Raw genomic sequence first — 20,976 nt, forward strand, 5'->3', positions numbered from 1 at the left:
CCCTCTTCTGTCACTCTCCGCGAGGGCAATCGCTAGAAGCCTGATGAGGCAACCAATACAAGCTATACTATTAGAAAAAATGGGTCTTGTATTTGTTATTAGAAAAGAATCGCGCGACGCCGAATAGCCCGTCGTAGACATCGCTTGCTATACAAAAGCTCTAGAATTCAGAAATGGCAAATGTTTTCGAAGAGTGACAGAAGAGGGATAAGAGACTTCCCAATTCAAAAAACATTAAATTTTTCTTGTAGGGTGGGTGTCTCGCCCACCCACAACAAAAGGCAGACAAGATGTCTAGCTCAGAAATAATATTAATTCATACCAATTTGAAAAATTATTTCGACAGATAGAGCATTCAAAATGAAAATTACCTACTAGAACACAAAGACTGATCGCCTTTCATTAACTTCTGGTTAGTCTGCAAATAATCATGTAGCAAATCGCAACCCCGTGCCAGTAATTTTTCCAGTTGGATATCTGCTAAATTCTGGAAAATTACTGTACCGTTGGCACTTCCTACAGCTAAAGTTTTGCTGTCAGGGCTAAAACTGACGCTGGTTAATTCATCTTTATAACCTTTCAAAGCAATCAGCAATATTCCTTCACGGTTCCAAATATTCACCTTGTCATCACTACTAGCTACCAAAGTTTTACCATCAGGACTAAAGCTAACACTGATGAAACTATCGCCATCCCCAGTAATATTACTTAGTAGATCGCCGGCTCGATTCCAAATCTTCACTGTGCTATCAATACTAACTGAGGCGATCGCCTGACTATCTGGTGACCAAGCTACCCCATTTACCCGGCGATTATGACCAGTTAATGTATGTAGCAGTTTACCATCCTGACTCCAGATTTTCACGGTTTTGTCATCGCTGGCTGAGGCTAGTAACTTGCCATCAGGGCTAAAACTTACCCAATTCACTGCATCTTTATGTCCCTGCAAAGTGTTCAACAGTATACCGTTACGACTCCAAAGCTTGACTGTTTTATCTTTGCTAGCTGAAGCAATTACTTGACCATCAGGCGACCAAGCTACACTCAATACGGTGTTATTATGACCCTGTAAGGTGTGAAGCAATTTACCGTCCTGACTCCAAAGCTTGACTGTTTTATCTTTACTAGCCGAAGCGATCGCTTTACCATCAGGACTAAAACTAACGCCCCAAACTTGCCCCTGATGTCCAGTTAAAATACGTACTAATTTACCTTCTAGACTAAAAATTTTTACAGTTTTATCTCGACTCCCTGCGGCTAAGGTGCGACCATCAGGGCTAAAATTTATACTAGTAATCCAGTCATCGTTATCGGCTTTGGGTTTTCGCAAAAATACATCGTCCCAACGCCAGAGTGTAATAGTTTTGTCCCGACTCGCAGAAGCAAGGGTGCGACCGTCTGGGCTGAAGCTGACGCTGTTTACCCAATTATTATGCCCCTTCAGGGTTCCGAGTAGGACACCTTCAGGACTCCAAAGTTTGATTGTTTCGTCAGTACTTGCAGAAGCAATGGTCTGACCATCTGGGCTGAAGCTGACACTGGTAACTCCAGCACTATGTCCTGATAAGGTTTTCAGTAGGTTGCCTGATAAACTCCACAATTTGATCGTCTGGTCTAAACTAGCAGAAGCGATCGCTTTACCATCAGGCGACCAAGCTAAACCTAATATTGCATCATTATGACCTTGAAAGGTTTTGAGTAATTTCCCATCCCGATTCCAAAGCTTGATGGTGTTGTCAGCACTCCCGGAAGCAATGGTTTGTCCATCAGGTGACCAAGCGACAGCCAAGACTGCACTAGTATGTCCCTCTAAGGTTTTGATTAATTTACCGTCGTGACTCCAAAGTTTTATGGTTTTGTCTGTACTTGCAGAAGCAATCAGTTGACCGTCAGGGCTGAAACTAACACTATTCACCACTCCTTGATGTCCTGATAGAGTGGTTATTAGTTGACCCTCCCGACTCCACAATTTTACGGTTTTGTCTTGACTGGCGGAAGCAATAAGTTGACTATCGGGGCTGAAACTGACGCTATTGACTACATCATCATGTCCCGACAAGGTTTTGACTAGGCTACCATCAGGACGCCAGAGTTTGATTGTAGTGTCTGCACTGGCTGAAGCAATTAAAGAGCGATCGCGGCTAAATATAACACTATTTACCCCAGATATATGCCCGTCAAAACGATTATATTCTCTTGCTCCAGAAACTGCTTGATAAAGAGCCGTTTGTACTTGTTCTCTTGTATAGGAATCTACCCAGATTGTCTGTTGTAATTTTTTCCCGGCTTTTAAACCTTCTTTTAAAGCATCAATGCCTTTTTGCGATGCAAATAAGGCTTCACTGGATACACTTAGGGTTTTAATCTCGCTATCTATTGCTGTGACAATAGAAACGCTCAACCCTAATATCGCCAGTACAGAAGCAGTCAAGGCAATTTTCAGCGAACGATTTAATTTAGCTTCACTGACTCTTTGTTTTTCTTGGCTTTCTGCTAGTTTAGCTGTTAATTCTTTTTCTTTGAGTTCAGCTCGCAACTGCTCAATTTCTAACTGACTTAATTCTTCCCGCTTTTGTAACTCTCGCAATTCTGTTAATAAATCTAATCCCGGTTGGGGATGAGTACCGATTAATTTGGTTCGCTGCTTTTTTTGGCTAAGTTCGCTTTTTAGTCGCTCAATTTCCGCTTGACTTTGTTCTACCTTGTAGCGTAGTTGATTGAGTTGTACTTGTAAGCTTGATTCTTGTTGTTGCAAGTAACGAATTAAGTCTACTAAATAATCATGAATCAATTGATAGCGTTCTGGTACATCGGGAAAAAGCACCACTAACCCAGAGCTTACTAAAATATCTAAGACTAACTCTAATTTGCCAGCATCTTCTAACTCTGATAACTGCGCTGCTAATTCAGCACGAGTTTTAAAAGGTCGGTTGTTGCTTTCATCTGTTAATAAATATAAAACAAGTAAAGCGGCTCGTTCATTTTCTGGACCACAGTCTTTAATCAGTTCTTTAATATATCGCTCAATCAGTTTATTGGGTCGATATGGTTGATATTCTTCTAGGGTGGTAATTCGTTCATCTTGGATTTGTGCCCCGACAACTTGTAATTCAATGGGACGGACTTCTCCAAATTCTGTAGATAAGTCTTCAACTAAGGCATCAATTAAAGCAGGTTCTAAGTTAAATTGAGAACGCTCTGTCAACTTTCTGATAATTACTTTGGCATATTCTGACGAAAAATTATTTAACTGATAGCGGATATTTTTATCGAGAATATTGTTGTTAATCGCTTCTAATGCCGACAGATGTTTAAAGTCTAATAAACGGTGTAAATAATCTTCTCGCAGAGAAAGAATAACCTTGACAAATGGTATATTGAGACAGTCACTAATAAATTGATCGAAGGCTTGCTTTTGATTGCGATCGCTATATCCAAAGAAAAATTCTTCAAACTGATCGAAAATTAAAACTGTGATCAAATGATTATCAGCATTTCTTTGTAATTGTTGTAAAATATTAATGATAGCGATCGACTTAGCAGAGTAGGGTAAATTTTCGGGTTCAATGCCGACTTCTCCCTGAATCTGAAACATCGCCTCAGTTAAAGATTTGCCTAATTCCCTAGCCCAATCGGTATAAACTTGCAGCACCACAGGTACAGCAATTTGATCGCCAATAGCTCGATTTTGTAGCGCTGGAACTAAACCTGCCGTCACCGTAGAACTCTTGCCCACTCCCGATTGACCGTGAATCACCGTCAACTTTTGATCGGCGCGGCTAATTCTGCCAATTAAATTATTAATATCACGCTCTCGACCAGAAGCCGCAATTTCTAAAGCAACAGTGCTACTCCCAGTAGGTGACATCAATGCTGGGTTTGTCACTTGTCTTTGGGGTTGCAAGCGTCCGGCGCCAATAAAAGCCCGAAAACCATACTGCTGCTCAACAGAACGCCGTTTCTGGCGAATGCAATAGGCTTGCAAATAGCGACCTTCTTCAAAGTAAAGCGATCGCAATGTCCGCAACATCCGAATATAACGATGGGCATCATATTGATGAGCGCTGGTTTCTAATGCTTCTTTTAGTTCTTTTGTCGCTTTTTCTAAATATTCACGGGCGACTTCTTGCTCGCCTAAATTCCGCTGGGCTTTTGCTAAAACTAAATAGTAAATTTGTGCCAACAGCAAAGGAAATAAGCAGTTGTAAGGGTCATTCTGCTTTTGAGCCTCGGCTAATTTCAGCAGTGATACATGTGCAAAGATACTCGCCTGTGCCCAGCGTGACTGCTGTATAGCCACTTGTGCCAGAAAACCGTAGTCACAAGCGAGTTGAATTTGACTACCATAAGTTTGATGCAACTCCAAAGACTTTTGAGCAACAATCTGCAATTCTTCCCACTCTTGCAGATATTGCAAAACTTCAGCGAGTTGATTAATAAATTCGGCAACTATATCTAAACGCCCAGCTATCTCTAAAACATTCAAAGATTGCTGAAAATAAGATTTAGCCGCTAACCAATGACGACGATTTTCTGTTTGATTTTGTTCTGCTAAACGACAACAAGATAGCCCAATATAAAACAGCAAGACTCCCTGGCGAAGGAGTAGGGGAGATGGGGGAGATGGAGGAGATGGGGAAGAAAACGGAGTAGGGGGAGATGAGGAAGCAATATTTTTATCTCCCTCATCCCCCTCATCCCTTCTTCTGCCCAACTTTTCCCAAACCTGTAAGCTTTTATGAAAATGACTTAAAGCTGGATTAATGCGATCGCTAACATAATTATCTAGACCAAAAACAAATTCTAAACTAGCGTGTAATTCTGGCTCTAAGGTAATACCACGATTTTGCAACTCTCGAATTCCAAAGTGGAGTTCATAACTATGTTCCCAGACTTGCTCTAGAGTAGAATAATTTTCGGTAAACTTAGGTGCCTGAGGTTGTTTATTATTGTTTGCTAATACTGTAGCGAATAAAGAATCTGTTTCTTGCTGGAGAAATTCCAGTAACGAGCGAGTTGTCATTTCAAAATGAATCGGTGTCGCCGCCCAACTGGCAAAATCTGGCGCTAAACGTACCACCTTTTGCAATACTTCATCATTCATCCAAACAACTATGGGAAATGCATGGCGCTTGCGAAATTCATCCCGAATATGATTAATAGACCGGAGAAAATCATCAAGTCCATCCACTGACTCTAAACCCAAAATCATTAATGCCGCTGGCGGTTGATTCTTGGTAACTAATTGTAAATGAATAGTAGTATAAAGACTTCTGGCATTCTGGGGTAAAACTACCCTTTGAATGTTCTGTAATCCCGGAGAAATTTCTTCGAGTCGCTGCAACATTTGCTCTTGCAAAACTCGATAGTTACAGCATACTAATACTAGGGAAAATTGACCGCTAGAAAGGGCGATCGCTCTCCCTAAACTTCGTAACGCCCGCTCATTAGCTGCTCTTATATCTGCTTGTGGGTGTCGTTCAACCATGATTTAAATTTTTGCGTCTCTGCTAAAACTGGGTTGACGGCAAACCAAGCCCCCTCGCGATCGCGGTATTCAAATACAAATAAACTCCGCAATAGGGTATGGTACTCTATATCACCTCTAACCCTCTGCTGTTCCACTACCTGAAAGATGAGTTCCCATTCCTGAGGGTCAATGGCATTGGCTCGGTAATCGCGCTGTCTTTGAATCACCAATTCGACACACTCCCGCTCAAAGGGTGGATCTTGTTCGCGCAAACAGTCAAACAGCAACCCTAGCAAGTCACGCACATGACCACCACTAATCAGGCATAACCGATCTAAGGTTTCCAAACTATCAAACACTTCTGTAATTAAGCCTAACCGATCGCTAGGTAAATTGTCTGGGAAAGCTCTAGCTAGCACCATTTGTCTCATCATTGCTAGCCCTTGCGGAAAAATCTCTCCAGAGCGCAAACGTACAGGTATCATCGGTAACACTTTTGGCGCTACTCCTCCCCCCAAACGATGCTGAAGTTCGGCGCTATCGTTGGAGAAAGTCAAAGCTAGGGGAATAGTGTAGACAACATGACAATTTAGTTTGCGTAACTGTTCGCCCCGCTGAATAAACAAGTATTCTGGTAGCGATCGCCCCGATGGTAAAGGTCGAATTGCCACTCGATCCAAATTATCAACAATTACCACTAGTCCTTTTTTGCCCCTAGCTTTGAGTTCTTTATTGGCACGTTCTAATAATTCTTGATTAATTGACTGTAAAATATTTGCCGTTCGCGGTTCTAGATAATCTCTTAACCGCCGCCGCAATTGGGGACTTTCTTTGGTTTTGGCTGTAATTTTGCCAATCCCCACAGATAATTCGGCTTCAACTCCCAGTTCAATTGGGGTTTGCAAAAAATCTACAATTTCGCCAAACAACTTGGTAAAATAGGCAGGTTTGAGCTTGATTTTCATGGCTTCTAGGCTTTCACTTACCTGACCAGCGATCGCCAACAAAACATCAGTCACATCCACATCTGCCATTTCTAAGACATGGGTAGACTCAAAGTAAACTACTTGAAATTGCTGTACTTCTAACTCAGCTTTCAGCCGCAGCAATTCCGTAGATTTTCCACAGCCGAGATGTCCTGTAAATAGCTGACAAGTGGGTGTATCTGGCGAGATCCGAGTGATAGTCCGCTGCAAAGCCTCAATGATTTTACCACCCCGCACCGCAGCAAAATCAATATAATATCGGCGATCGCTCGGATCTTCTATCATTAGAGGTCTACTTGGATTGCAAGCCTGATAAAATCTTTCTAAATCTAGGAGCATAACTAATCGAGTTCACTCACTAATAGGGATGACAAAATTTATAAAGAATGGGGAGGGTGGGGTATCCTCTGGGGATAAGGAGCGGGGGAAAGATAAAAAACGAGTGGAATGGTGGGCGACCGAATTCAACCCTTTCCCTTTATTTGTTATCTATATAATTTAAGTAAATCTTACTTAAATTACTAACTAAGCTAGCAGCATTCCGGATTATTTTTGATATCTACGTTTTATATAGCACAGGGTAATGCTGATATTCGATTTTTAAGTAAGTAGAAATACCGCTATAAGTACAAATAGGATAAATCTTTAATCGAGAATAAGGTACTCTTATGAATATTAAAAATATTCAACACAAAAAAAGGTACTATTAAGTACAATTTTCTAGTGTTATTGAATTTTGTACCAAAATTAGGGGTATAAGCCTCCACTGATTTATTCCCTACACTCCACACCCTTATACCCTTATACCAATTCTGGATGAAGATAGGCCAACTACGTCATTTCCAATTTGCAATGACGCTCTCTACAAGATACTGTATGTAGGTTACTTCTGGGGAAGAGTAGGCGGACTCGCTAACGCATTTTAAATTGCAAATTGCAAATTGTTTTATCTTGCCCATCTCCTCCTTATTCTCTTCTGGTCAGGTACATCTCTAACGTAGAATTGATCTCTATCTGGTATGTGCTAAACCCTTGACGCTCATGTATTGCGACTACCTCATCCAAATTCTGACTGCACGTGTGTACGATATTGCCCAGGAAACACCACTAGAGTGTGCCCCAAATTTATCTGCACGGCTGAATAATCAACTGCTGCTGAAACGGGAGGATATGCAGTCAGTATTTTCCTTTAAATTGCGGGGTGCTTATAACAAGATGGTGCAACTGCCACCAGATATATTAGCACAAGGTGTAATCGCAGCATCTGCGGGGAATCATGCTCAGGGGGTCGCCCTTGCAGCTCAGCATCTGGGAACAAAGGCGATTATCGTCATGCCAATAACCACACCTCAAGTAAAGGTGGATGCCGTGAGAAGTAGGGGGGGAGCAGTCGTCTTACATGGAAATACCTATGACGATGCTTATATTTATGCACGTCAATTGTCAGCCGAAAAAGGATTGACCTTTATTCATCCCTTTGACGATCCCTATGTAATTGCTGGACAGGGAACAATCGGGATGGAAATTTTACGCCAATATCAGCAACCCATCCATGCGATTTTTGTCGCCATTGGAGGAGGCGGATTAATTTCTGGGATTGGAGCTTATGTGAAACGGTTGCGTCCAGAAATCAAAATTATTGGTGTTGAACCAGTCGATGCTGATGCCATGTCTCAATCTTTAAAAGCCGGACATCGGGTGCGCTTATCCCAAGTAGGGTTGTTCGCCGATGGGGTAGCGGTGCGAGAAGTAGGTGAAGAAACCTTCCGTCTATGTCAGCAGTATGTAGATGAGATTATTTTGGTGGATACAGACGATACTTGTGCCGCCATTAAAGATGTATTTGAAGATACGCGATCGATTTTAGAACCAGCCGGTGCATTGGCGATCGCAGCAGCCAAAGCCTATGTCGAACGAGAACAAATCGAGGGACAAACCTTAATCGCGATCGCTTGCGGTGCAAACATGAACTTCGATCGCTTACGCTTTGTCGCAGAACGAGCAGAGTTTGGCGAACGCCGCGAAGCGATCTTTGCAGTCACAATTCCTGAAGAACGGGGAAGTATTCGCCAGTTTTGTGAATGTATTGGCAACCGTAATCTGACTGAGTTTAATTATCGCATTGCCGATGAAAAAACAGCCCATATTTTTGTCGGTGTGCAAATTCAAAATCGTGCCGATGCTGCCAAGATGGTAGAAACCTTTGAAGCTCATGGATTTGAAACCCTTGATTTAACCGACGACGAACTAACAAAATTACATCTGCGGCACATGGTGGGTGGACACTCTTTTCTTGCTCACAATGAATTGCTCTACCGTTTTGAGTTTCCCGAACGTCCCGGTGCATTGATGAAGTTTGTTACTTCTATGAGTCCCAACTGGAATATCAGTCTTTTTCACTACCGCAACAACGGATCGGACTACGGGCGAATCGTAGTTGGTATCCAAGTTCCCCCCCAGGAAATGGAAGAGTGGCAAGCTTTTCTCGATGCTCTTGGTTATCGCTATTGGGATGAAAATAAGAATCCAGCATACAAGCTGTTTTTGGGATAAGGGGATGAGGGAGTGAGGGGAGATGAGGGAGACAAGGAGATAAACAAAACTCTTAACTCCTAACTCAGCACTCAGCACTCCTAACGCCCCATTCCCCATTCCCTAATTCCGTTCCAATATCATATTTGAGTCCCAAGTGTAGAGGCCGATTTGGTCAGGAACCTTAGAGAATCTTCCTGTCCGATAGCCTCTAGATAATTCATTCAGCACCTTATTTTTAATCTCTCGAATTTCCTGAGAATCTAGTTCTCCGTAAATTCCGGCGATTACTTCAGCGACGCTGAAAACTTTACCTGGATTTTGCTCAAAAAGAGAGGTGAGAGCATCAATCAAGAATTGACCTTCAAAGACTTTGAGCATTGGTACTGTTTTTGTCTTCGGAGGTACGAAAGCTTTCTTCTTTTTGTTTTTGATGCTCCGAGAAGCACCATTGCCATTAGTTTGGGAGACTAAACTTAAATCCAGAGTATAACAACCTGGTTCTTCGGGAATAGTTGCCCAGTAATTCCTTTCTCTACCTTGGGTAAGGGAAGATTGAACTCTACCTTTAACGACTCTGAATAGAGTAGAATCTAACTCCCCATAAAGCGATCGCACGATGAAATCGATATGACATACAGTACCTATCTGCTCTTGTAATAGCTGCTTTATCGCTTCCATTCGTGAGAGAGCATGTTGATACTGAGGTAGCATGGGAATTTCCGACACTTTGCTGAAGTTGTCGTTGTTCTCCGGAGGTGTCTCAATGTCTAAACTTGGAGATTGACTTCGTTGTGTATCAACAGCAACAGACGAATTATCTATTTCAATGTCTATAGAGTCTTTTTGTTGTGACTGTCTAGACTCAACCAAGTTGATTTGGGAGATATCATCATGGGATGATAAAAACCGCACAGAACCTTCTTGGGAAGAATTTGAAGTTTCATCAACTGCCTGAAGTCTTGATATATGCTTGTTAGCATCAGAAAAAGACCAGTTAGATAACAACGCTTCTACATGATCGAGTTGCGATCGCGCCTCCACAAATAAGCGTTCGTATTCTTCTGTGAGGCGAGCATAATAGTCTCGTAATTCCAATAGTGGCGAGAGAAACGTGCCCGGAGGTGGTTCTAATTGTCCTTTAGGATTCATAAGGCTTTAATCAATTTAAATCGGTGTCACTTTGGTAAGACATTGCTCTGGGTTTCGCTTTGTGAGATGTTGGCTGGGATTTCTTAGGCGGTTGAGGAGGGCGACATCTCTCACAATATAAAGGTCGAGGTCCAAAAGTCTCACGTTTTGTCAGTTCGTTACACTCTTTACAGACAAATTGGAAAACACGAGTGTGAATCTGTCTTTTGTGCGCCCTAACAGTATATTCTCTAACATCAATGAATTTACTTGCCATAATCAGGAATCTTCAATTTCCTTCGTATCAATGTCCTATCAATATAGCTATTCAAGCAAATCAACCTGCATCAGTGTGTGTTTATGTAGAAGTCTTATTCAAATCAGTAAATTTGACGCCAAATACAAAGTGCAAATGTTGCTTGGTAGCAAATCTGTTGTTCAGGAAAAAAAAGTGATTGAGCATAGGATATGGGGAATGAGGGTATGAGAAAATGGCACGCTTGTTAAGTGCAAACCCAAAATATACAGCGCTATCCTGCCTCCAAACCCATAACTTTGTACTTGATGCAAAAGAAAACTGCTGTAAATAGTTTTTGGGGTGTAGGAGTGTAGGTAAAACCTTAACCTGTCTTGACTGGCTAGGATCTCGTCGATTTTACGTGTTAGTTTCACTTATACTCCTATCCCCTTATACTCTTACAGCCAGCCAAGTGCAAGAGTTTCATCTTTATCAACATCAAAGTGGAGTAGGTTCGGTTTTATTATGAAGAGCGATCGCAATAACCGTACCTTTTATCAGTTCACAAAAAATCAAAAGTTGTTAATGGTCAATGGTAATCAGAAGAATACTGAAGCAATGACAACTAACAACTAAGTGACAAAACGATTTTATCTGACAGTAGGTTTTGCAGCTCTACTCCTGAGTTGGTCCAGTCGGTTGCGATTGGGGTTGTTGACGTAAACGGCGCAAAGACTCCCGCAACTTGTTTTGGCTAGTGTTTTCTCTTCGGCGTCGTCGATCTGTAGTTGTTTGTGGCTTTTGTGATGAATTACTACTGGCTCGTTCGCTCCGGATGCGGCGTAGAGATTCTCTTGCACTTCCTTGAGAGCGAGTTGTCCTCGATTCAGATGATGAACTGGCGCTATTAGTTTCCACTCTCTGACGACCTACACCCCGACTCAATCCCGATTCTGATGGTTTTGTAGCTGTAGCTTCATTAGATGACGATGTAAGCTCTCGCCGCCTACGCCTTGAAGTTCCTTCTGTGGTATTGGAATTAGATGATGCTGCTTGTTGGGTTCTCTCTTGTGCTTGTCTTTGTCTATTCCGTTCTTCAACTTGGCGGTGTCGTCGTGAACCTTGTATAGCAAATTCAGTGGCGATGGAAACTCCTTGTCTACCACCTTCTGCGGGTTTTAATTTCCAGTTACGCGCTTGTCTTAAGGTTTCTTCATCTAAGTCACGATTTCCACTGGAATTAGCAATCCGCACGTTGGTAACGTTACCTTGTGCATCAGTATCTACAGCTACTTCTACTCTGCCTTCGACTCCTCGCCGTCTTGCTGCTTCAGGATACTTGGCATTACATTCACGACAAGCTGCACGACCATTACCATTGCTTGAACTGTTAATTTTTGGAGGTGTTGGTGCTGTTGGTGCTGTTGCTACTGTCGGACGGTTTCCTGTTTCGTTGCTAATTCTGCTACCGATGCTACTACCAATTCCAGTGCCAGCACTACCAATTCCACTACCGATGCCAGTGCCAGTACCGCTACCAGTCCCAGTGCCAGTTCCACTGCCAATGCCTCCACCAGTGCCAGTGCCAGTTCCTCCACCAGTGCTAGTACTGCTGCTAGTACCTACAGCAATACCACTACCAGAGCCTAAACCAACACCAGAGCCACCACCGCCACCCCCACCCACCGAACTTGCTTTAGAATCTTCAGATAGAGGCGATCGTGAAATGGATGCAGATTTCACAGGAACTTCTGGCTTGGTAACAATTGCTTTTGGGGAAGTATTTGTTGGCTGTGGCTTTTGAGCAACTGCTGTAATCTGTTCAAATTGCTGCCGAACTTTTTCTATTGGTGGAGTTTCTACAGACTGTTTTTGGATACTTTCTGGTTCTTTTTTGGGTTCTTCTGGAATTGCTTCAAGTGGTTTTTCTGGTTTTGCAGTCGGAGCATCAACGATCGCCAACTCTACTGGTTCATCATTATCTTCAGGCGTTCTTGTCAAATAATTACCTAGGCCTGATGATAATACGCCGAAATGCAGCGCCAGTGAGCCTATCAGACTGTAAGCCAGAAAAGACTTGAGAGCCTCAACTTCTTTGGAACGTTGCTTGACAGTAATGCCGGAAAAGCTCATAGCTCTTGCTACCTATTCTCACTAATCTAGTCATCTTAGAATGCACTGTTACAAATATCAAGTAAAAAATTAAATTTATTTCCGGTAGCGTTACGTAACCGAACACTAGTCAAAATATCTTTGAAAGCTATCATTATCAAGATTTCTAAACAAAACCAATTTTGGTTTTCATAGAATTAATTTATGTAAACTGAGCAATTTATGTACAGGAGTTACACATCTGGCACATAAAGTAAATCAATATTTTGACGATCTCATTTGAGAAATTATCATTATATTTTAAATTTTATTGAGAAAAAGTTTCAGCTTTTCTCTAGATTCTGCTAGTCTTACTGTGTATTGTTGATGACGTTTAGAAAATATGGGTATTCAAAATCTTTTTGCAGCAGGTGGTGTGGTCATGTGGCCGCTGCTGGGGTTTTCAGTATTGGGTGTGGCACTGATTATCGAGCGTATCAGGTTTTGGGTAAGGATCAATCAGCGTCAAAGCCGCGTGGTACGGGATGTATTGAATCTTTATCGCATCGATAATGTTGTTGGTGCAATGGATAAACTTCAGAAAAACGCAGATTTGCCACTCGCTCGGATTTTTCTGGCGGCTTTAGAATTAGAGGAGCCAAATCCAGAGGAATTCCGTTTGGCGTTGGAAAGTGAAGCACAGGCGGAAATCCCAGTACTCAAACGTTTTCAAAACATTTTTGAGACAATCATTAGTCTGGCGCCACTGTTGGGTCTTCTGGGTACAGTGTTAGGATTGATAGCTTCCTTCGCTTCTCTAAATCTTGGTGATGTAGGAGGTAGTAAAACAACTGGCGTTACCTCTGGGATTAGTGAAGCTTTAGTATCTACAGCATCAGGATTAATAGTTGCTATATTCATACTTTTGTTTGCCAATACCTTTCGGGGACTCTACCAGCGACAAATCGCACTGATTCAGGAGTATGGCGGACAACTAGAATTACTTTATCGCCGTCGTTATGAAAGAGGAGAAAAAACTTATGCGCCTACCAGATGAACCAGAACTTCCACTACAGATCAACATTGTGCCGATGATTGATGTGATTTTTGCAATTTTGACATTTTTTATTATGTCAACTTTGTTTTTAACACGATCGGAAGGTTTGCCTGTAAATTTACCCAAAGCAGCAACAGCCAAACAACAGCAAATCCCCTCTAAAGTTACCATTACGGTAGATGAACAAGGCGTAGTCAGCCTGAACCGTAAACAAGTTGCAGTTGATGATTTGACAAACCAAGTGCGGACTTTAATTGGTTCCAACTCAGAAATGTTAGTGATTATTAATGCTGATGAAAAAGTTAGTCACGGTAAGGTGGTAGCTGTGATGGATCGAGTACGTGAGGTTCCAGGGGCAAAATTAGCGATCGCCACTCAAAGACGATAGGGGAAAGGGGTTAGGAACTAGGAGTTAGAGACTAGATGTATTGCATCCAGTCGAAAAGTACCAAAATTCCTAACTCGATCAATTTTGAACTTTGAATTGAAGAAAAAATCTAAAAGCTAAAATTTGGCGATATTTACAATGATCTAAACTTAGACATTTGTAATTCTTGAGATAGAAGTTTAACTAATGATTTTTGATGTGTCTGAATTTGCTATCAAATGATGTAATGACTGTGGTGCGATAAAAATAATTCAGCCTCAGAGAATTATGATAAAATGCCACCAGACTTTCCATATCTTGGTTTGTCTATTTGAATTGTGAATTTTGAATTGCTTATGATTGGAGTTGCGATCGCCGGTACTGGATTTGGTCAAAAAGTCCACATCCCTGGATTCCAAGCACATCCTCAAACTGAGGTCGTTGCTGTTTATCATCGAGATATCAATAAAGCCAAAGCCATAGCAGAATCCCATAATATCACCCATGCGTGCGACACACTTGCAGATATTATGGCATTACAAGAAGTACAAGCAGTCAGTATCTCTACGCCGCCGTTTTTACACTATGAAATGGCAAAAACTGTATTGCAAGCGGGGAAACATTTATTACTAGAAAAACCCATAGCTTTGAATGCAAATGAAGCTAAAGAACTTTATCAGTTAGCTAAAGAAAAAGGGGTTATTGCTACTGTAGATTTTGAATTTCGGTTTGTACCAGGATGGCAATTATTTGCTGAACTTTTATCAGCAGGATATGTAGGTGAGTTACGCCTGATTAGAATTGATTGGTTAGGTTCTTCTCGTGCTGATGCTTCCCGCCCTTGGAATTGGTATTCTGACAAAAGTAAAGGCGGCGGTGCATTGGGATCTTTGGGTTCCCACGCTTTCGATTACATTCATTGGTTATTCGGACCGATACGTAAATTAAGCGCCCATTTGAGTACTGCAATTCCGGCGCGAGTTGACCCAATAAGTCAAGAATCAAAGCCAGTGAATACAGATGACAACTGTATATTAACGCTGGAATTAGCTGATGGCACACCTTGCCAACTTTCAATTAGTGCGGTTGTTCATGCACCGAGAACCCATTGGATAGAAGTATATGGCGATCGCGGTACATTAATTCTAGGTAGTGAAAATCAAAAAGATTATATACACGGCTTTCGTGTTTGGGGTTCTCAGCCAGGTAAACCTCTCGCAGAAATAGAAATACCAAATCGATTAATTTTTCCCCAAAATTATGCTGATGGGCGAATTTCTGCATTTATTCGTGTCATAGACCAATGGGTACAGGGAATTCAGCAAAAGCAGCAAACAATACCATCCCTGCGAGAAGGAGTTTATTCTCAGTTATTGATGGATTTATCCCACAAATCCCATGAAATCAGCAGTTGGGTAGATGTACCCAGTTTGGAAGCTTATCTTGAAAACTAGTAAAAAAAAGCGACTGAGAATCGATTGGATGTTAAATTTTTCCTTCAATCTAAAATTCCAAATCTAAAATTAGCAGAGTGATGGATTTACAATCTAGCGATGCTGAAATTGGACTTCTTTTTCTAAAATCTTGATATCGTAGTTACCGAAGAAATCGTGACCTAATAGCCCAATATCGGCTTGTGGTGCGATCGCTACTTGAAGATTATTCGCTACAACTCCACCTACTGCAATAGATTTCACCTTACTGGTTGAGAATTTAACTTCACTACCATCAGCAACTTGAGCTTCTATTATACCAGTATTTTCGAGTTGCAAGCTACTTGCCATCTTTCGAGTGATCACAGTCGCACTTGCACCTGTATCTACAATCATTTCAAAGGTTTTTTTGTCGTTGAAAGTGACATCAATTATCGGAGTTCCACCAAAGCGGCGTTTGATAGGAATCCGAAAGATTTTGTCGTCTGGAGGTGCGGTGATTGTACCAGCGCAAAGCCTTCCCAATCCAACTGTTTCACCAGAAGATGTTACCATGAAACATACTCCCGGATCTGCAATTGATACTTGATTAAATAATAGTAAAAATACTAGTGTTTGCATGAATGAGGAAGCGTATCCCCTCGTAGACATCGTAGTTAAATTTATGATCTTCATCCCATGCTTTAACACATTATTCATATTATATTTTTCCTCAATAATTTAGATATTTATAAATATCTAAATTATTGTTTATTTTTAATTTTTAAATCTGACTCAATATATATTAGCTAGAATTACGATAGAGAAATTAAAGATTAGATAAAGACATGATAAAACTACTGAGAGTAGGGGCGCATAGCTCTACGCCACTGAGATTTACCTGATTAAGATGAAAATGCTGGATGAAGTAAATGTTAATTAGCTGACTCCAAAGTTGCGGCTGTGCGAACAGCAATTGCGATCGCATTTTTAATAGCAATATCTTTCTGTTCTAAGATGACATTTTCACCAACATTACGTTGAGCAACTACACCGCAAATAGCTGCTGCGGCAAAATTATACACTCCTGCCATTTTAAACAGGGTGCCGCATTCCATCTCATAATTCAAGATATTTAATCGCCGATATTCTTCTGTAATACCATGCAGCGATCGCATTAAATTTGGATTCGCTGAATTAGTACGTTCTTGTCCTTCGTAAAAAGTATCAACTGATGCCGTAATTCCTAAGTAATAGTCAACCTTTAATTCTCGTGCGGCTTTAACTAAAGCGACTGTCAAAAACGGGTCGGCTGCGGCTGGATATTCCACTGGTGCAATGTCATTTGCTGCACCTTGGCGACACAATGCTGCACTGCTAATAACAACGCTACCGACTGGTATGTAAGATTGAATTGATCCGCAAGTTCCAATGCGAATAATTTGCCTGATTCCTACTTGGATTAACTCATTTACCACAATACTTAATGAAGGCGCACCCATACCGCTAGTAGCTGATAAGATGCTGCGACCATTTGGTAAGTATCCCACATAGCTGTTAAGACCACGATTTTCGGACAATAAGCGGACATCTTGGAAATAAGTTTGGGCAATTAGATGCGATCGCTCTGGGTCGCCAGATAATAAAGCAATGCTAGGAGGTGATGAACCTAAATCATCTTGTCCAAAGCCAATGTGATAGAAGCGTTTGCTAGTCATACAATGACAATTTATCTCAAATTATATGCTTTTTCTAACTATTCCCAGCTAAATCCCGATCGCTAATAGGCTTTACGCAAAAAGACGGTGAAAGCCTTGATATGCCGTAGAGTTAGCGCGTCTTAAACCCTATACTCACACCCCTATATGTTCTCTGTGTTAGTTATCGCTAGAAACACATTTAAAACGGGAATAATAAAGTGTCTATATCTACTAAATAGTTAGAAATACAATGCAACCCCAAAGTAGTGCTGTGATCTTGATTGGTTATCAAAATGACTACTTTGCAGCCGATGGGATTCTACATAATGTCATTGAGGAATCCTCAACAGCCACCAAAGTATTAGAAAACACCGTTGAGCTTGTACAATGTTTGCTGCAAACTCCAGTGTTGATGATTGCCACACCGATTTTTTTTACGCCAAACTACCAGGAATTGGTTGAACCTGTTGGCATTCTTAAAACTATTAAGGAAGTTGGGGCTTTTCAAGCTGGTACGAAGGGATCGCAGATGATTGATGAGTTGCTACCCTTTAGCAGCAGAATTCTCGAAGTTCCCGGTAAACGAGGATTTAATGCTTTCATTAATACTAACTTAGACATGATTCTCCATGAAAAAGAGATTACTCATGTAGTTCTAGCTGGTGCAGTCACTTCGGTTTGTATTGATTCTACAGGTCGTTCTGCCCATGAGAAAGGTTATCAGGTTGTTGTTTTGTCTGATTGCACTTCTGCTCGCACGGTGTTTGAGCAAGAATTCTACCACACTCACGTCTTCCCCTTATACGCCGATACAATTAACCATACCGAGCTACTTCAGCGTTTGAGAGTACAGTAGAATGTCAGACTTGAGCAATGAATTGCATACACAGATTCAGTACAGTTTGATTGAAAAATTGTCTGAATCCGAACGGCGTTACCGCGAATTGGTGAATAGTCTGCGCGAAATTGTGTTTAAGTGCGATCGCTTCGGTAATCTCAATTTCCTCAACCGAGCCTGGACAAATACCCTTGGTTATGGGATAACAGATGCTATCGGTAGTGCTTTAGGCAATTTCATTCACTTAGATGATCGGCACTTGTGGTCAGAAACTCTAGAAAAGCTACAAACCGGAGTAGAGGTTTGTCAACAACTCCGCTTTTACCATCAAACTGGTGTAATTGTTTGGTTGGAACTGTCTGCTCAACCTCAAAGTGAAACAGAATTCTCTGGCTCACTGATCAATGTTAGCGATGTCTACGACGAGCTTCGCTTACGCAAACACGCAGAAGCATTACTGAAGCAAACAAATGAGCAACTTGAAGCTAGGGTAGAACAACGAAATATTGAGCTAATTCAAGCTAATCACGACCTAAAAGTTACCCTTGAGAAACTTAAATATACTCAGGCTCAACTGGTGCAAACTGAAAAAATGTCGAGTTTGCGGCAATTAGTTGCAGGGATTGCTCACGAAATTAATAATCCAGTTAACTTTATTTACGCTAATCTCAACTATGCATCTGAGTATACAGAAGTCTTATTAAAAATCTTGCAACTCTACCAGCAAACCTATCCAGTTCCCTCGCTACAAATTCAAGAAGCAATAGTAACCTGGGATTTGGACTTTATTCAAAAAGATTTAGGTAAGCTGCTGGAGTCGATGCAAGTTGGCAGCGATCGCATTAGAGAAATTGTGCTGTTACTGCGAAATTTTTCTCGGTTGGATGAAGCAGATATCAAAAATGCTGATATCCACGCAGGTATCAATCACACAATCACATTGCTGCGTCACCGCTTTCAAAGTGAGTCGGGAAATCTGGTAATTAAAATAATTAAAAACTATGGGGTAATTCCTTATGTAAAGTGCTATCCCGCACAACTAAATCAAGTATTTCTGAATATTTTAAATAACGCTATCTATGCTTTAAATGAGGCAATTACTAAGGTAGCAACTATTGAAAATTCTCAATATCAAGCGTTTTCCCCTACTATTTGGATTAGTACTGAGATCGTTGATGAGACTTGGCTTAATATTCGCATTAAAAACAATGGTCTGGGTATTAACGAATCGGTAATTTCCAAAATATTTGATCCGTTCTTTACAACAAAACCTGTTGGTAAAGGAACTGGACTTGGCTTATTTATTAGTTATCAGATTGTAGTAGAAATGCACCAAGGCAAGTTAACTTGCACTTCAAAAGCGAGCCAAGAAACAGAATTTTGTATCCAAATTCCTATCTATAGTTGATAAAGAACTATCAGATTTGGGTTATGAACGCGATCGCTCTGGGTCGCCAGATAATAGAGCAATGGTGGGAGGCGATGAACCTAAATTATCTTGCCTAAAGCCAATGTGATAGAAGCGTTTATTTGCCATTCAATTTTGGATTTTAAATTTTAGATTATCTTACTTACGAACCGTCTTTACCTCTCCATGTAAGATGCCATTGGTCATAGAACTTAGACTGTGGAAGAATTTTTTGGCGAATTTCTGCCATTTCTTCGGAGCGGTTAATGCTTTGCATCAGATAACCACTGTCAAAGATAAGTTCATGAACTTCCTCGTATTTATAAGCAGGTTGAAAGCCAAGATGAACATATAAACTATTAATAAAATTATTAGCTAATAATAAGCTTCCTGTGAATTCAATAAGATGATTGAGCTCATCATAAATAGCACTAGGATGACCCACAGGTGTATTTCGTAGATATGGTAAGACACCCAGAAAATCTCTTTTTGCTCTACCATGTTTTATAGCAAGTTTTTCTTTTAGTCCGACGGAGATAATTAATTCTTTTAAGTAAAGTGTTTCTTCTATTATCTTATAAGTGCAAGAATAGCCTCGCCAACAAGCTGTTGTACCCAATTGAGGAGAAAAACCGTGCTGTGTTGGCTCAAATAATCCTACGCCATCAACACCTGCAATGCAGAATATTTGACTTTTATAGATTAATCCATCACTAACTTGACCAGTCATTTTTTGTTCTTATACCAATTTTATATTTAAGCAAGTCGGTGAGAATAAATCAAACTAGATTAAGTAATGTAAAAATATTGAGATTAGTTTGTAGTAAGCGGCTCCAGCCCTTATAAGAGGACTAAAGTCCTCTCTGCGAGACGCTACGCGAACACTACAAACCTTGAATTATTTACGCAGCTTTACTTAGTTAGGGTTAAAGCCTACGCTAAAACCCAGATGAGTAAATTGTTTCATACTTCTGTGTACACCATAGAGTGGTTTGGAGGAGAAGTTATAACAGAATTACTGAATTGATGTTCTAAAATCTCCTCCTTCCCATATCTGAAGTTGTCTTTCAGCCGCAACTATGCAATTAAGATGCTTGGGTGGATACAAAAAATGATCGTAAGCTAATGCCATCTGTCTAGCAGCTTCAGTATATGGCACTCGTCCTATTCCCGTACCCAATCCAGGACAGGCAATGGTATTAATTTTTTGCTTGGCGTGTTGATTATGATGCCGAACTGCCAGCAGCATCGCCCACATTGCGATATAAGGAATATCTGTCCCAGCAATAATCATGGGAACTCGCATCGTAGGAGTATGAGCCAAAAAAAGATGCTTGTAATGACCTGTTTCCACAATCATTGATGTTCCTACAGGCTGTTCACCCAAATAATCTTCAAGAATGCGCTGCTGGACTTTTGCCATTAAGGAATGACCGAAAAAACGGATAATTGCCGCATCTATGCCACCATCCATCATTCCGAAAGAGTTAGCAGGGCTAACCATACAATCAAAATCTGGCAACCACTCGAAATAGTCATTCACTATTTCTATATTGGGTAAATAATTAAAATGCTGTTGAAAGGCTGCACACAACAAAGAGTCAGGAGCTACCAATATCAATTTCAAGCTTTCATTTCCTCCGCTTGAATACCTATTTTAAACGTCAGCTAGTAGTTCGCCAAGGAAACTTGGCGGGGTAAGGGGTAAGGGGGAAAGGTTTCAAATCCCTTGCCCTTTCCCTTTTA

The 20,976-nt window shown here is 41.0% G+C and carries 15 protein-coding genes; 6 read left to right on the forward strand and 9 right to left on the reverse strand.

Going from position 1 to position 20,976, the window contains the following annotated elements:
* Positions 1-367: 367 nt before the first annotated feature.
* Together ACFG4S_RS08250 and ACFG4S_RS08255 are read right to left on the reverse strand one after the other, a co-directional pair.
* Positions 368-5,488: a hypothetical protein gene (locus ACFG4S_RS08250; protein ID WP_392534333.1), complete on the reverse strand. Its 5,121-nt coding sequence runs from the start codon at positions 5,486-5,488 to the stop codon at positions 368-370.
* A complete protein-coding gene (locus tag ACFG4S_RS08255; RefSeq protein ID WP_392534334.1) occupies positions 5,458-6,795 on the reverse strand; it encodes a P-loop NTPase fold protein in 1,338 nt (445 codons plus the stop codon). The genes ACFG4S_RS08250 and ACFG4S_RS08255 overlap by 31 nt, the downstream gene beginning before the upstream one ends.
* A gap of 702 nt (positions 6,796-7,497) precedes the next feature.
* On the opposite strand from ACFG4S_RS08255, the gene ilvA reads away from it, so the two are divergent.
* A complete protein-coding gene (ilvA, locus tag ACFG4S_RS08260; RefSeq protein ID WP_392534335.1) occupies positions 7,498-9,009 on the forward strand; it encodes a threonine ammonia-lyase, biosynthetic in 1,512 nt (503 codons plus the stop codon).
* 102 nt (positions 9,010-9,111) lie between these two features.
* Here ilvA and ACFG4S_RS08265 read toward each other — a convergent pair whose 3' ends face one another.
* The 3 genes from ACFG4S_RS08265 to ACFG4S_RS08275 form a co-directional block, all read right to left on the reverse strand.
* Positions 9,112-10,140 carry a hypothetical protein gene (locus ACFG4S_RS08265; protein ID WP_392534336.1) on the reverse strand — a complete coding sequence of 343 codons (1,029 nt, stop codon included), beginning with the start codon at positions 10,138-10,140 and terminating at the stop codon, positions 9,112-9,114.
* Between the two features lie 10 nt (positions 10,141-10,150).
* A complete protein-coding gene (locus ACFG4S_RS08270; RefSeq protein WP_392534337.1) occupies positions 10,151-10,396 on the reverse strand; it encodes a hypothetical protein in 246 nt (81 codons plus the stop codon).
* A gap of 636 nt (positions 10,397-11,032) precedes the next feature.
* The gene (locus tag ACFG4S_RS08275; RefSeq protein ID WP_392534338.1) at positions 11,033-12,490 is read right to left on the reverse strand and encodes a TonB family protein; all 1,458 of its coding nucleotides are present in this window, start codon (positions 12,488-12,490) and stop codon (positions 11,033-11,035) included.
* A 361-nt stretch (positions 12,491-12,851) separates the two neighbouring features.
* Here ACFG4S_RS08275 and ACFG4S_RS08280 point away from each other — a divergent pair, with 361 nt between their 5' ends.
* The 3 genes from ACFG4S_RS08280 to ACFG4S_RS08290 all read left to right on the forward strand — a co-directional run bounded on the left by ACFG4S_RS08280 (position 12,852) and on the right by ACFG4S_RS08290 (position 15,326).
* Positions 12,852-13,505: a MotA/TolQ/ExbB proton channel family protein gene (locus tag ACFG4S_RS08280; RefSeq protein ID WP_392534339.1), complete on the forward strand. Its 654-nt coding sequence runs from the start codon at positions 12,852-12,854 to the stop codon at positions 13,503-13,505.
* Entirely contained in the window at positions 13,489-13,893 is a 405-nt protein-coding gene (locus ACFG4S_RS08285) for an ExbD/TolR family protein (protein WP_392534340.1), read from the forward strand. The genes ACFG4S_RS08280 and ACFG4S_RS08285 overlap by 17 nt, the downstream gene beginning before the upstream one ends.
* 335 nt (positions 13,894-14,228) lie before the next feature.
* Positions 14,229-15,326: a Gfo/Idh/MocA family protein gene (locus tag ACFG4S_RS08290; protein ID WP_392535939.1), complete on the forward strand. Its 1,098-nt coding sequence runs from the start codon at positions 14,229-14,231 to the stop codon at positions 15,324-15,326.
* Positions 15,327-15,419: 93 nt separating this feature from the next.
* On the opposite strand, the gene ACFG4S_RS08295 is transcribed toward ACFG4S_RS08290, so the two are convergent.
* Together ACFG4S_RS08295 and ACFG4S_RS08300 are read right to left on the reverse strand one after the other, a co-directional pair.
* The gene (locus ACFG4S_RS08295) at positions 15,420-15,860 is read right to left on the reverse strand and encodes a TIGR02281 family clan AA aspartic protease (RefSeq protein ID WP_392534341.1); all 441 of its coding nucleotides are present in this window, start codon (positions 15,858-15,860) and stop codon (positions 15,420-15,422) included.
* A gap of 359 nt (positions 15,861-16,219) precedes the next feature.
* Complete coding sequence (locus ACFG4S_RS08300; RefSeq protein ID WP_392534342.1) at positions 16,220-17,002, reverse strand: nucleoside phosphorylase; 783 nt, start codon at positions 17,000-17,002, stop codon at positions 16,220-16,222.
* A gap of 232 nt (positions 17,003-17,234) precedes the next feature.
* Between ACFG4S_RS08300 and ACFG4S_RS08305 the strand changes: the two genes are divergently transcribed.
* Together ACFG4S_RS08305 and ACFG4S_RS08310 are read left to right on the forward strand one after the other, a co-directional pair.
* Complete coding sequence (locus tag ACFG4S_RS08305) at positions 17,235-17,840, forward strand: isochorismatase family cysteine hydrolase (RefSeq protein ID WP_392534343.1); 606 nt, start codon at positions 17,235-17,237, stop codon at positions 17,838-17,840.
* 1 nt (position 17,841) lies between these two features.
* Positions 17,842-19,230, forward strand: a complete 1,389-nt coding sequence (locus tag ACFG4S_RS08310; RefSeq protein ID WP_392534344.1) for an ATP-binding protein — start codon at positions 17,842-17,844, stop codon at positions 19,228-19,230.
* Positions 19,231-19,393: 163 nt separating this feature from the next.
* On the opposite strand, the gene ACFG4S_RS08315 is transcribed toward ACFG4S_RS08310, so the two are convergent.
* Both ACFG4S_RS08315 and ACFG4S_RS08320 read right to left on the reverse strand, forming a co-directional pair.
* Entirely contained in the window at positions 19,394-19,960 is a 567-nt protein-coding gene (locus ACFG4S_RS08315; protein ID WP_392534345.1) for a hypothetical protein, read from the reverse strand.
* Between the two features lie 285 nt (positions 19,961-20,245).
* The gene (locus ACFG4S_RS08320; RefSeq protein WP_392534346.1) at positions 20,246-20,857 is read right to left on the reverse strand and encodes a macro domain-containing protein; all 612 of its coding nucleotides are present in this window, start codon (positions 20,855-20,857) and stop codon (positions 20,246-20,248) included.
* Between the last annotated feature and the right edge of the window lie 119 nt (positions 20,858-20,976).

Origin of the sequence: Nostoc sp. C117, from assembly GCF_043099735.1 — a bacterium.
GTDB lineage: Bacteria > Cyanobacteriota > Cyanobacteriia > Cyanobacteriales > Nostocaceae > Nostoc.

Coding starts and splice junctions, on each gene's coding strand:
- ACFG4S_RS08275 (WP_392534338.1), bottom strand. CDS start 12,490: ATGAGCTTTTCCGGCATTACTGTCAAGCAACGTTCCAAAGAAGTTGAG.
- ACFG4S_RS08305 (WP_392534343.1), top strand. CDS start 17,235: ATGCAACCCCAAAGTAGTGCTGTGATCTTGATTGGTTATCAAAATGAC.
- ACFG4S_RS08250 (WP_392534333.1), bottom strand. CDS start 5,488: ATGGTTGAACGACACCCACAAGCAGATATAAGAGCAGCTAATGAGCGG.
- ACFG4S_RS08300 (WP_392534342.1), bottom strand. CDS start 17,002: ATGACTAGCAAACGCTTCTATCACATTGGCTTTGGACAAGATGATTTA.
- ACFG4S_RS08280 (WP_392534339.1), top strand. CDS start 12,852: ATGGGTATTCAAAATCTTTTTGCAGCAGGTGGTGTGGTCATGTGGCCG.
- ACFG4S_RS08310 (WP_392534344.1), top strand. CDS start 17,842: ATGTCAGACTTGAGCAATGAATTGCATACACAGATTCAGTACAGTTTG.
- ACFG4S_RS08270 (WP_392534337.1), bottom strand. CDS start 10,396: ATGGCAAGTAAATTCATTGATGTTAGAGAATATACTGTTAGGGCGCAC.
- ACFG4S_RS08315 (WP_392534345.1), bottom strand. CDS start 19,960: ATGACTGGTCAAGTTAGTGATGGATTAATCTATAAAAGTCAAATATTC.
- ACFG4S_RS08265 (WP_392534336.1), bottom strand. CDS start 10,140: ATGAATCCTAAAGGACAATTAGAACCACCTCCGGGCACGTTTCTCTCG.
- ACFG4S_RS08290 (WP_392535939.1), top strand. CDS start 14,229: ATGATTGGAGTTGCGATCGCCGGTACTGGATTTGGTCAAAAAGTCCAC.
- ACFG4S_RS08295 (WP_392534341.1), bottom strand. CDS start 15,860: ATGGTAACATCTTCTGGTGAAACAGTTGGATTGGGAAGGCTTTGCGCT.
- ACFG4S_RS08255 (WP_392534334.1), bottom strand. CDS start 6,795: ATGCTCCTAGATTTAGAAAGATTTTATCAGGCTTGCAATCCAAGTAGA.
- ACFG4S_RS08285 (WP_392534340.1), top strand. CDS start 13,489: ATGCGCCTACCAGATGAACCAGAACTTCCACTACAGATCAACATTGTG.
- ilvA (WP_392534335.1), top strand. CDS start 7,498: ATGTATTGCGACTACCTCATCCAAATTCTGACTGCACGTGTGTACGAT.